This is a genomic window from Arachnia propionica, assembly GCF_003859805.1.
Taxonomy (GTDB): Bacteria; Actinomycetota; Actinomycetes; order Propionibacteriales; family Propionibacteriaceae; genus Arachnia; species Arachnia propionica_C.
Map to the genome: position 1 here is coordinate 113,319 of NZ_RQZG01000009.1, position 12,590 is coordinate 125,908.

The 12,590-nt window shown below is 62.9% G+C and carries 8 protein-coding genes and 1 pseudogene; 7 read left to right on the forward strand and 2 right to left on the reverse strand.

The features are described from left to right. Positions 1–12: 12 nt before the first annotated feature. Positions 13–1,944 (forward strand): glucose-specific PTS transporter subunit IIBC, encoded by a 1,932-nt coding sequence (gene ptsG, locus EII34_RS09400; RefSeq protein WP_124844897.1) that lies wholly within the window; start codon positions 13–15, stop codon positions 1,942–1,944. A gap of 154 nt (positions 1,945–2,098) precedes the next feature. On the opposite strand, the gene EII34_RS09405 is transcribed toward ptsG, so the two are convergent. Together EII34_RS09405 and EII34_RS09410 are read right to left on the reverse strand one after the other, a co-directional pair. Beyond that, a complete protein-coding gene (locus EII34_RS09405) occupies positions 2,099–2,614 on the reverse strand; it encodes a hypothetical protein (RefSeq protein WP_124844898.1) in 516 nt (171 codons plus the stop codon). 253 nt (positions 2,615–2,867) lie between these two features. Continuing rightward, on the reverse strand, positions 2,868–3,662 hold the full coding sequence (locus EII34_RS09410; RefSeq protein ID WP_124844899.1) for a DeoR/GlpR family DNA-binding transcription regulator: 795 nt from the start codon (positions 3,660–3,662) through the stop codon (positions 2,868–2,870). Between the two features lie 932 nt (positions 3,663–4,594). On the opposite strand from EII34_RS09410, the gene EII34_RS09415 reads away from it, so the two are divergent. The 6 genes and pseudogenes from EII34_RS09415 to EII34_RS09435 all read left to right on the forward strand — a co-directional run bounded on the left by EII34_RS09415 (position 4,595) and on the right by EII34_RS09435 (position 11,638). After that, complete coding sequence (locus EII34_RS09415; protein ID WP_185711266.1) at positions 4,595–9,259, forward strand: DUF6531 domain-containing protein; 4,665 nt, start codon at positions 4,595–4,597, stop codon at positions 9,257–9,259. Continuing rightward, entirely contained in the window at positions 9,238–9,651 is a 414-nt protein-coding gene (locus EII34_RS09420) for a hypothetical protein (RefSeq protein ID WP_124844901.1), read from the forward strand. Before EII34_RS09415 ends, EII34_RS09420 begins: the two co-directional genes overlap by 22 nt. Before the next feature lie 159 nt (positions 9,652–9,810). Then, positions 9,811–9,918: pseudogene (locus tag EII34_RS16820) on the forward strand (transposase); the annotation flags it as partial. Between the two features lie 19 nt (positions 9,919–9,937). Next, positions 9,938–10,099 carry a hypothetical protein gene (locus tag EII34_RS16560; protein ID WP_185711268.1) on the forward strand — a complete coding sequence of 54 codons (162 nt, stop codon included), beginning with the start codon at positions 9,938–9,940 and terminating at the stop codon, positions 10,097–10,099. A 178-nt stretch (positions 10,100–10,277) separates the two neighbouring features. After that, positions 10,278–10,982: an IS3 family transposase gene (locus EII34_RS16565; RefSeq protein ID WP_124844902.1), complete on the forward strand. Its 705-nt coding sequence runs from the start codon at positions 10,278–10,280 to the stop codon at positions 10,980–10,982. Between the two features lie 179 nt (positions 10,983–11,161). Then, a complete protein-coding gene (locus EII34_RS09435) occupies positions 11,162–11,638 on the forward strand; it encodes a hypothetical protein (RefSeq protein WP_124844903.1) in 477 nt (158 codons plus the stop codon). The last annotated feature ends 952 nt before the right edge of the window (positions 11,639–12,590 follow it).

The window sequence follows — 12,590 nt, forward strand, 5'->3', positions numbered from 1 at the left end:
GTGGCCAGTTCCATGTCAACGACGACGGAGTCGCGGCCCGCCACCGGTGCCGAACCGGAGCCGCGCACGAAGCGATCCAGCAGGGTCTTCGCATTCCTGCAGCAGTTGGGCAAGTCGCTCATGCTGCCCGTGTCCATCCTGCCCGCCGCCGGCATCCTGCTGGGTGTCGGTGGGGCACTGCTGAGTGGTGCGACGCAGAACGGCTGGGACCTGCCCGTGCCGCTGCGGGTGTTCCTCGAGGTCCTCAAGGCCTCCGGAGAGCCGATGTTCGCCGCCATGCCGTTGCTGTTCGCCATCGGTGTGGCGCTCGGCATGACCAAGAACGACGGTGTCTCCGCCCTGGCGGCCACCGTCGGTGTGCTGGTGATGACCACGACGATGGGGGTGGTCGGCAAGGAGACCGGGCAGATCGTCCCGCTCGACCCGAACGTCCCCGCCGCCGAGCAGACCGCACCGTTCTCCTTCCTCGGCATCGACACCATCTCGACGGGTGTCTTCGGTGGCATCGTCATGGGTCTGGTCGCCGGTTACCTGTTCAACCGGTTCTACCGGATCCAGCTGCCGACCTATCTCGGTTTCTTCGCCGGCAAGCGGTTCGTGCCGATCGTCACCTCGTTCGCCGCGGTGTTCGTCGGCATCGCCATGTCCTTCATCTGGCCCCCGATCGGCAACGCGATCCTGGCCTTCGGCACCTGGGCCTCCGAGACCGCCACGAGCTTCGCGGTGTTCATCTACGGCAGTGTCGAGCGGGCACTCATCCCGGTGGGGCTCCACCACATCTGGAACGCCCCGTTCTACTACGAGGTGGGCACCTGCATCGACCCGGTGAGCGGCGCCACCAAGCACGGCTGGACCACCTGCTTCTTCGCCGGGGTCTCCGAGATGGGTCACCTGGGTGGTGGCTACCTGTTCAAGATGTTCGGACTCCCCGCGGCGGCGCTCGCGATCTGGCGGACGGCCCGCCCGGAGAACCGGACCGCGATCGGCTCGATCATGGTCTCGGCCGCGTTGACGTCGTTCCTCACCGGCATCACCGAGCCGATCGAGTTCGCCTTCCTGTTCGTCGCTCCCCTGCTGTACGTGCTGCACATCTTCCTGGCCGGGTCCGCCTTCATGGTGATGGAGATGCTGGGTGGCAGGCTCGGGCACACCTTCTCGCACGGGGCCATCGACTACGTGCTGTTCTACTCGATGGCGGAACGGCCGTGGCTGGTGCTGATCCTCGGTCCGATCTACGCACTGATCTACTACGCGATCTTCCACTTCGTCATCGTCCGGTTCAAGCTCCGCACCCCGGGCCGTGAGGTCGAGGAGCAGGCGGCGGTCGACGAGGGTGGTGCCTCGGGGCTGGTGGATCCGCGTGACGAGTTCGCGTTGAAGCTGGTGCTGGCCTTCGGTGGCCGTGCCAACATCGAGGCCCTGGATGCCTGCATCACGAGGCTCCGGGTGTCGGTCCACGACAAGGGGTTGGTGGATCAGGCCCGGTTGAAGGGGCTCGGTGCGACCGGCGTCGTGGTGGTCGGCAACAGCATGCAGGCCATCTTCGGGACCCGCTCGGAGAACCTCAAGACCGACATGGAGGACTACCTGGCCAACCGGGCCGGTGCCGAGGCGGATCAGGCGTCAGCCCCTGCACCGTCGACCGGGGTGAGCGACGAGGCACCGCGTGCGTTGGTCGTGTTGCCGGAGGATGCGCACCGGGCCGACCAGATGGTCGTGGCCATCGGTGGTCCTGACAACGTCGTGAAGCTGGAGTGCGTGGCCCGCACCCGGCTGCGGGTCGCCTTCAGGGATCGGTCCCTGGTGGACGAGGTCGCCCTGGCCGAGGCCGGGGTCGGTGCGGTGATGTGGCAGGACGATGTCACGGCGATGCTGCTGGTCGGCACCCGGGCGGAGGCCTGCGCGGAGGTCCTGGCCACCATCGTGCAGCCCGCGACGGTGTGAGTCCGGGTCGTGCCCGCCGGGATCACGGCGGGCACGACCCTCTCCCGTCCGGTTCCGGTTCTGACCCTCCTGCCCGGTCCAACGTGCGGCGTGGTGGCCGTCCCCTGGCCACGGTTCCCGGCTTGCCCGTGGGCAGGGTTGCCGGAACCCTCTCCTACTTCCAGGCGGCGATGAACTCCTGGGTGGGGTTGCCGATTGCCGCGAGCGTGTCCTCGGGAACGGTGCTGGTGCGCAGCACGCCCTCCCGGACCGCGGTGTAGCAGGCGAGGGGACCCCGTCCCTGGTTGTCCAGGACCTCCTTGCCGCAGACGGTGTCGCCGAAGGTCTCCGGGTTCTCGAGCTGTTCGATCAGGGAGTCGTAGTCGTCGGGGAAGGGAAGGTAGGTGACGAAGAGGGTGGTGTCGTTGCTGTCCATGTACTGCGTGCTGAGCGCACCCGCGTTCCCGGCGCTGTCCTCGGTGAGGGTGAAGTCCCCGAAGGACCTCGGGAATTCCGGCAGGTCCGGGATGCTGGGGGTGGGCGTGCTCATCGGGGTGGGGGACGGGTCCGGCTGCAGGGTGCTGCGGCTGTCGGACGTCGTCTGCTCGGATGGTCGCACGAGCAGGTGGAAGCCACCCGCGCCGACGGCGAGCACCACTCCCACGATCAGGGCGATGACCAAGGGGTTCACGCCGTTCCTCGGCGGTTCGGGGAAGCCGTGGGGCGGGCCGTGGAACGGCTGTCCGGGACCTGGGTGGGGTGCGAGGTACGGGGGCTGGGACCAGGGCTGGTGGATCGGCGGCGGCACGAGGCCCTGCGGCGGTCCGTAGGGCGGTTGCGGACCGGGTCCCATGGGACCCATGGGCCTGCTCGGCCGGGTGGGGCCCGGCCAGTGGCTGTTGCTCATCGCCTGCTCCTGTTCAGCTCCGGCTCACCATATCCCTTCAGGGGGTCGGCGCCTCGGTGACGGTGACCCCGTCGGCTGTGAGTGCGGCCAGGGTCTCGGGCAGCAGGGGGCCGTCGGTGAAGACCCGGGACACCTCGGCGGTGTCGAACAGCTGCACGGCACCGCGACGGTTGAACTTGCGGGTCTCGCTCAGCACGATGACCTCCTCGGCGCTGGAGGCCAGTCGTCGTACCGCCTCGGCGCGCATCACGTCGCGCCCTGTGAAGCCGGTTCGTGGGGTGAAACCATCGATACCGACGAACAATTTATCGACATACAGTTTTTCCGTCATGGCGGCAACGAGGGGTCCGACGCAGACCTGCGACTCGGGCTGGTACGCCCCACCCAGCAGGATCACGTCGCTCTGCGGGATCTTGCGGACGAAGTCGGCGATGAAGGCGGAGTTGGTGATGATGGTCACACCGCGACGGTTGGTGCACAGTTCCTCGGCGAGGATGGCGCACACCGATCCGGATTCGATCATGACGGTCTCACCGTCGCCGACGATCTCGGCGGCGGTCTGCGCGATCCGCTGCTTGACCGGGTAGTTGACGGCCAGCCGGGCCCGCATGTCGTCACTGGAGCCCACGACGGCGAAGCCGTGTTCGCGCTTGAGCAACCCTTGGGCCTCCAGCTCGTTGAGGTCCTTGCGGACGGTGACCTGGGAGACCCCGAAGTCGGCGGCGAGCTGGGCCACCTCCACGCGTCCCACATCCATCACCGCGCCCAGCAGCAGGTTCTTCCGCTCGCTCTTCGGCGGTGGCTGCTCACCATCCGGGGGTTGCGTCGACATGACCTCTTTCTTCCGAACGAAGGTGCAGGGGTGGAACCAGCGTACTCAGGAAGTGAACGCAACCACCAGTGAACACGTGGGTGGCGGGTCAACCGTCGTGGTTCTGCTGCGCGGCGTCTCGGTGCGGGGTAGTGTGGTCATGGTCTGTCCCGAGTGAGCAAGGAGCTGTCGTGGGTGATTACAGTTTGGATGATCTGAATGCTGCTGTGGATGTGGTGTGGGATTTTGAGGTGAGTGGGGGTTTGGTTTCGGCGCTTGATGCTGCGGCGAAGGTGGTGGATGGGATGGTGGCGCCGCGGAATTCTCGTAAGACTTCGTGTGGGGAGCATTTTGAGGGCTATTACGCTCAGTTGTGGGCGTTCAATGTTGAGACGGCGAATCGTGACGCATCGTTGTTGGGGGCGCGGTTGCGGGAGGTTGCTCAGGGGGTTCGGGATTTGGAGGTGGATGCGCGGGCGGAGCAGGAGCGGATTGATGCGGCCAGGGAGTGGCGGGAGCGGCGGGATGCGAGGTCGTTTTTTGACAAGGCTGTGGATGCTGTTGATTTCTTGAATTTGTTTGGTGGGGATGAGGCGCCGCCGAGGATGGATCCGGTGCCGCAGTTGGTGAAGGTGTATGAGTCTCCTGCCAGGGAGGGGCGGCAGGATTTTGTGGGGTCGAAGGAGACGGGGGTGTCCTCGGCGTTGCCGGATGATCTTCGGGAGTTCACGAAGGGGGAGCGGGCGGCGACGGATGAGGTTCGGGACACTCCGGCGGCGTTGAGGGGGTTGGTGACTGATTTTCGGGAGAAGTGCCTGTGGGGGCAGTTGAACTGTGATGCGGTGTTGGCGGGTTTCAGTGCTTATATCACGTCGAATGACACGGATTGCAGGCGTCTTGACATTGTGGCGGACAATTTTGAGGCTGCTGGCGGTACGGGTGTGGTGTCGTCGGTGTCGAATGATGCGATTGCGGAGTCGTTGGCTGTGGGTGGGGTGTCGGAGAAGCGTCCGGAGTTGGAGATCCCGGCCGTGGAGGCGATTGGTAATCCTCCGTCGTCGGGGTATGCGAATGATCCGGTGAACACCGCGACCGGGAATTTTGTGGTCAATGAGGAGGACCTGCGCTGTGAGGGGGCGGCCGCCTTGTTGGGGTGGGTCCGGTCGTATTCCTCGTTGAGTGATCGGGTGGGGGGTCATGGCCCGGGTTGGGCGTCGTTTGATGTCTGTGGGTTGCAGATCACCGGGGAGGGCGTGTCGTGGGTGCTGGTGGATGGGCGGGAGGTGTTCTTCCCCCGGCTGGGGGGCGGGTTTGGTCGGGCTGCGCATGAGAATTACTGGCTCACCCAGGATGTGGATGGTTACACGGTCAGCAACAATGCGGGGGCGAGGTGGTGTTTCTCCCGGGCTGGGCGTCCCACATCGTTCACCCTGACTGATGGTGCTGCGCTTGCCTTCTCCCATGATGATCAGGGTCGTTTGGTGCGGGTGTGTCATGGTCGGGGCAGGGAGTTGCAGTTGGTGTGGGTGGGGGACCGGATCACAGCCGTGGAGTTGGATGATGGGCGTCGAGTGACGTATCGCTACGAGGATGGCTGTTTGGTGGAGGCGGCGGGTCCGTTGGGGACGCGCCGCTACGAGTGGGATGACCGGGGCCTGATTGTGTCTGTGGTGGATGCTGATGGGGTGGTCGAGGCCCGCAACACCTATGACGATGAGGGCCGGGTGATCTCCCAGGTGTCGCCGTTTGGGCGGGTGACGCGGTTTGCTTACTTGCCGGGGAGGGTGACGGCGGTCTCCGATGTGGATGGGGGCCGGTCGAACACGTGGCTGGCGGATGCCAGGGGTCGTGTGGTGGGGGTCACCGATTCGGATGGGAACCGCTCGTCGATGGGCTATGACCAGTGGGGCAACCAGGTCTTGGCGACTGACCCGGAAGGCGAGGTGACAGTACGCCAGTTTGATGAGCGGGGCCGTTTGACTCTTGAACAGGTACCGTCGGGGGCGAGAACCAGTCTGGTCTACGACGACGTGGATCGGCTGACAGGGATCATCTTGCTTGAGGATGGGGTCGAGGTGTCGCGGACCAGCATGTCCTACACCGACTGGCAGCAGCAGCCGTCTGTGGTGGTGGATGGGGAGGGCGGCCACACCCGCCTTCGCTGGCAGGACGGCCTGCTGCTCGAAGTGACCGATCCGACTGGTGTGCGGATGCGGTTCGAGTACGACGATCATGGGGATCTGGTCGCGTCGATTGATGCGGAGGGCAATGTCACCCGTCTGGTTCGGGATGCTGCGGGCAGAGTCGTGGAAATGATTCGCCCGTCGGGGGCCACCACCAGGTATGAGTACAGCCCTGCGGGATTGTTGACTGCCAGGGTTGATCCGGACGGCGCGGTCTGGGGGTACACCTATTCCGCTGGGGGTCGTCTGACAGGGTTGGTTGATCCGTTGGGTGCCCACACCGTCTTGGAGTATGGGCCGCATGGGGAGCTGGCGGCGCTGACCGATGCGTTGGGTCGTCGGGTGGAGCAGACCTTTGACGACCTGGGTAACATCCACCAGATCCGCCTGCCGGATGGTGCACGCTGGGAGTTCACCCACGACGCGATGTCGAGACTACGCCAGACCATCGACCCGTCCGGTGGGGTCTGGCAACGCCACGTCGACCACTACGGCCGGTTGAATGAAACCGTTGATCCTTCCGGGGTGCGGCAGTACTGGCGGTATGACACCAAGGCCCGGGAAATCACCACAGGGGACGCCTCCAGTACCAGCACCACCCAGCTGGATCGGTGGGGCCGCCACGTCGCCACGATCCTCCCCGACGGGTCCACAACTCACACCCGATTCGATCGCTGCGGCAGGCCGGTCGAATACACCGATGCCGCAGGTGGCAGGACGGTGATCGAGCGGGACCTGGCAGGACGCCCGGTACGGGTTCGTCGCCCCTCGGGTGCGTCGATCCGGTACACCTACGACCTGTGTGGCCGGGTCGCCGGGATTCGTAACGAACTCGGCCTCCACACCCAACTGAGCTACGACGTCGACTCCCACCTCATCTCGGAGTCCTGGGCGACCGGGGAACACGGCTGGAGCCGCTACGACCCCTGCGGCCGCATCCTTGCTCGTTACTCCCCCGGCATCGGGAGGTACAGCTGGGTCTACGACAAAGCTGGGCGAGTCATCGAAACCCGGGATCCGAAGAACGGACACCGTCGATTCCACTACGACCCGGCTGGGCAACTCACCACCGCGATATCCGGGAATGGTGGGGTCACACGCTACAGCTATGACGTGAATGGTCGGGCGGTGACTGTCACCGATCCGTTGGGGGCGGTCAGCCGCCACGTGTTTGACCCGATGGACCGCTGCCTCAGCACCACCAACCCCCTCGGCCACACCACCACCTGGGGATACGACCCCGCCGGACGACTGATTCGTAGCACCGACCCCGACGGCCATGTGGTGGAGACCAGCTACGACGACGCGGGGCTGGAAGCCAGCACCACCGTGGATGGGGCCCTCTTCTCCCGTATCAGCAGGGATGCGGCCACCCGGCAGGTCACCATCGAGGACCACTCCACCTCCACCCCTGTCACCCACGTGTTGGCCTACGACCCCCGCGGCCTGTTGACCCAACATGATCGAGGGCAGCACACCACCCGGTGGAGCCATGATGCCGACGGGTGGACCAGCCAGATCACCGCCCCCAACGGCACCGTGACCACCTACCGGCGTGACCCGGCTGGGGACATCATTGAGGTGTCCCACCCCGGCATCACCACCGCCCTCCTGGACCGAGACCAGGCAGGCCGCCTGACCCGCGCCACCCTCGGCAACACCATCCATGAATGGGGCCACACGGACGGATTCATCACCCACCACACCACCACCCAAGCAGGCCACACCACCACAGCGGTGATGACCCACACCGAGGATGGTCACCTCGCCACCCTCACCATCGACGGCACTGAAACCCGGTACCGGTACGACGATGCCGCCCAACTCGTCGAGGCCACCACCCCCACCGGGGTCAACACCTGGACCTACGACCTGGCCGGACGCCTCACCCACGAAGAAGTTGACGGCATCACCTGGGAACGTGTCTACAACCAGGCTGGTGAAATCCTCCAAGCCACCACCAGCGGTGCCACGATCACCTACCGTCATGACCGTACCGGCCGCCGCACCCAAGAAACCCACACCAACGGCCACCGCCGCGAATACACCTGGACCGGACTGTCCAGACTCGCCGCCATCACTGACCACAGAAACGATCAAGTCGAACACACCACCACCACCGTCGATGCCCTCGGACAGCTCTCCCGCATCAACGACCTCGACATGGTCACCGACCCCACCACCGGTCAGTTGTTGCAGGCAGGCCAGGAAACCATCGTCACCGCCGGACCCCTCACCGCCACCACCAGCCACGACTGGATCCAACCCACCTGGCGACCCCACCGCCACACCCACCCACACGATCCCTACCAACCCCCCACCCCACACACCACCCACGGCCCCCTCGGGATCGGCCCCGCCGGAGAACTCCACATCACAGGCCTCGAATGGCTCGGCGCCCGAATCCTTGACCCCACCAGCCGCGCATTCCTCACCCCCGACCCCCTCCCCCCCACCACCGCCGCAGGCTGGAGTGGTAACCCCTACTCCTATGCAGGCAACAACCCCACCACCCTCTACGACCCCACCGGACTCCACCCCATCACCACAGACGAACTCGACGCCTACCGCAAACACAACTCCCCCAAATGGGGAACCGCCCTCGCCATCACCGTAGGCGTCGGCCTGGCCATCTTCGGAGGCCCCATCGGTATCGGCGCAGCCATCGCACTCGGAGCAGGCCTGTCCGCAGGCGGAAACCTCATCGACCAAGCCACCAGCGGCTACCCCATCGACTGGAAACAAGTCGGCCTCAGTGGAGCACTCGGCGCCCTCGGCGGCGGACTCGGCTCCGCCGCAGGCAGCCTCCTCGGCCCCATCGCCAGCCAAACCTTCACCCGCCTCTCCGCCACCCCCCTCGGCCAACGCACCCTCCAAGCAGGCATCGGCGGCACCGCCGGCGGAATCACCGGCTTCATCACCGGCGGAATCGGAGCCGCCACCACCGGAGGCAACTTCTGGCAAGGCGCATGGCAAGGCGCCCGAGACGGAGCCATCAGCGGCGCAGCAGGCGGAGCCCTCGCCAAACCAACACCACCAAACCCAGCCAGGACACCCGACGGTACTGAACTTCGCATGGGCGGGAGAACTACAATTGGCGGGCTCGATCACCCAACAAGGGCTATGATGAAATTCTCGGCAAAAAACCCGGAGGAAGGCATGTTTGACGTGATTGGGCACGGCTCTCCCCACGACATAGCTGGCCGCTCACCTGCCGAGGTAGCAAGCCGAATTCGCTCCTCCTACGACGGCCAAGACATCCGGCTACTTTCGTGCAAAACCGGCTCCCCGGAAGGATCATTTGCCCAAGACCTGGCCACCATTTTAGGAGTCCGCGTAAAGGCGCCGACAACCGATATTGGATCAAGCAGCCGAGGTAACACGTTGACAATATTTGACGGAGGAGAGTGGCGATGGTTCGACCCGAACGGCTGATTCTCATCGGCTACTGGGATGGCCCATTGGCCAGCCCCGGATGGCCAACGGTAGAGGACTTCGTTGACTCAAACTGGGATGCGGAGGAACGCGAGTTGGTCGCAGACCACCTGCAAACCGGGATGATTGTTCGTCGCTACATGGGGTACTCTCCCTGCCGGTTCTGCGGCCGCAACAACGGCAGCCTGGAGTTGACCGACGGACATTTCGTGTGGCCCGAAGGACTGGCCCACTACGTCCTGGAGCACGACGTTCGACTTCCCGAGCGCTTCGTTCGACACGTCCTCGACATGATCGATACTCTGGAATCAGCAGAGCATGACGAGGACTGGTGGCGCCAAGTCAGCAGCCCTACCCAGATTGAACCTACCCATTCGACAAAAGACCACTGACCGCGTTACACATGGGGCTCTTTTCAGTAGGCTCGAGAAGATCAGCGCCAAGCAGCGGGAACCGCTAGAGATTTAAAATTTTGATTGGACTGCTACATGTTTTGTGGACACCGATGAAAATTCTGATTCATTTCGAACAGGTGAGGTAAAATCGGTATCATGGCAGGATCGAAGTACAGTGATGAGTTCAAGGAACAGATCGCGGCGGAGGTGATCGAGAAGTCGCGTCCGGTCAGTGAGGTCGCGAAAGCGTACGGGCTGGTTCCCCAGACCGTGAGGGGGCTGGGTGAACACGTGGCGCAGGACCCATCCAGACAGCAGCGGAGAAGAACTCACTTCTGCCGAGCTGGCGGAATTGAAGAAGGTCAAGGCCCAGCTGCGGGAAGCCCAGATGGAGATCGAGTTTTTGAAAAAAGCAGCGGCCTTCTTCGCCCGGGAGTCCCGGTAGCCGTCAAGTACGTCTACCTTCACCGGTCAGCAAGGCAACTACCCGGTGGTGTTGATGTGCAGATGGGCTGGTGTGTCCAGGTCGGGCTACTACGCGTGGCGGCGTCGGGGACTCTCCGAGCAGCAGAAACGACGAGACGAACTCACCGTGTTGATCCGGCACTTCTTCGACCAGTCCCATCAGTTCTGGCGGGTACCGCAGGATCCACGCGATCCTGGTCCGCAACGGCATCGAGGTGGGGCCGGAGCTGGTCCGCAAGATCATGCTCCGGGAAGGGCTGGTGGCCTGCCAGCCCCGTCCCCGACCCCGCACCACGATCCCGGCCACGGGCATCCAGACGCGTCCTGACCTGGTCCAGCGGGACTTCACCGCCCAGGCACCAGGGCACAAGTGGGTCGGTGACATCACCTACATCCCCACCTGGGACGGACATGCCTGGCGGGCCACGGTGATGGACTGCTACTCACGCAGGATCATCGGATACGCCATCGCGTCCCACATGCGCACGAGTTTGATCACTCAAGCCCTCGACATGGCCGTACGGAACTGCCCGACCGAACCCGGTCACACGATCTTCCACTCCGACAAAGGGTCCCAGTACACCTCAGAAGAATACGCCCACGCCATGACCCGCCACGGCATCCAGCCATCACTGGGACGCACGGGAAGCTGTTACGACAACGCCGCAGCGGAATCCTTCAACGCCGCCCTGAAGAAAGAACTCGTCAACCGGAAAATCTACCCCACCCGCGACAAAGCAATCAAGGATGTGACACACTGGATAGAAACCTGTTACAATCAAACCAGACTCCATTCAACACTGGGCTACAAAACCCCAAACGAAGTCCACAATGAATGGTACAACAACCAGACAGCAGCCTAAATCAAACATGATTTTCGTCACTGTCCACAAAACCTATGGCAGACCATCTGGGGCTGGCGCGGCCCCAAGGGAAGTGAGATCTGGCGAGAAATCCCTATATGTGCGGGATGCCAAGGAAAGCTCCCACGTTCCCTCTTCCCCACCAACGTAAAAGCAGATCCTGGCCCTTGGGAGGTAGAATGAGATTGGGCGAAATCCTCGTCAACGTAACATCTTGGGATGAGGTAGAGGTCCTTCGGGGCACGGGAGCCGAACTTGAGGGGACGCTCAGAAAGTTTGTTCACGCCAAGTCGACCACAGAGATTTCTTCCCTGTGGGATGAGCTTGAGGGCGTCGCCTTCGCGCAGAACACTTTGTACGGCGCTTCAGTCCCAGTGGTTGATGTCATGCTGGCCGTTCTCGCCGATCACTCGACACCATGGCATCAAATGTGGGCCGCGGAAGTTCTTCGATTCATCCTGATGGCTGATTCAGCAACAAACCCTTCACTACGTGAGACATGTGTCAACCGTGTTCAGGCAGGAAAGTGGCTCCTTGCCTCTCTTGCCTGTCACGCTGAGAGTGTCGATACTCAGGAGGCGTTGATCGAGGTGCTCGACACTGTTGATCCGACGCTTGCCCAAATTACTGCCACAGCCTCACGACCACGACTTTGAACACTCTCAGAACAGATCAGAGACAGGGACACCGAAACATTCCAACAATCCCCATTTGAAGCCGCCCTCCCTCAGGCAGATTCCGCAGCAGGCCCCAGCCTGTTTGTACAGCCTGATCTCGTGCCTAGCGAAGCTCACAGACCCTCGGCGACGTCATCGACGAGGCCCTCGAACCCCTGGATCACTACGGAGGGAAAATTTGTAGTACACTGCTTGCAGTTCACAAAGAAGGATTGCACACCCAACTCAAGCCACACAAGGAGGCATCAATGTCATCTATCGCTGACTCCTTCCTGGCCCAGGTGCGATTCCTGAATCACGCCGAAGGGGGACGCAGTCGAGCAGCCAAAAATCCTGCAGTGAGCCAACTGACGGTAGCCCCCTTCCAAACATCTTGTCACGTAGTTGCAGTCGACACCGAAGGAGCTCCCCTGAGCGATCACACTGCCATCCCCTTGGGGGAAACCATACTTGCCCGGGTCGTCGTCTGGAGTGCAGCGTACTGTACGCCAGAGCTTGAACGTTTGGGGCCTGAGATCGAATTTTTCGAGGGGTCCAAGCTTGTGGCTCGCGGGAAGATGATGAACCCCGGGCAGCTGGAGCCCACCCCTCAAAGAATCAAAAGGTTCATCAGAACTGCGATCAGCTAACGGGGAAACCTTGAGGTTTATTCAGGCGGTGAGGAAGTAGAGGCCTTGGGCTACTTCAATGCTCAATGAAATAGACTCTGAGGCTTAGTCAAAATGTGGAGATTTGCTCAAGAATTGGGCGTGTCGCGTGCACATGGAAGGCTCAACTTCCGGAATAATTGACAGTAAAGGTGTTATTCACGAGGGCTATTTTGGATGAAACGCCGCCAGCAATACAAAGGACATCGGCTGCCTCATGAAATGATTGACTTGCAACAAAACCCAATCATGAAAGCAGCCGATGCTTTACCAGTCTACAACAG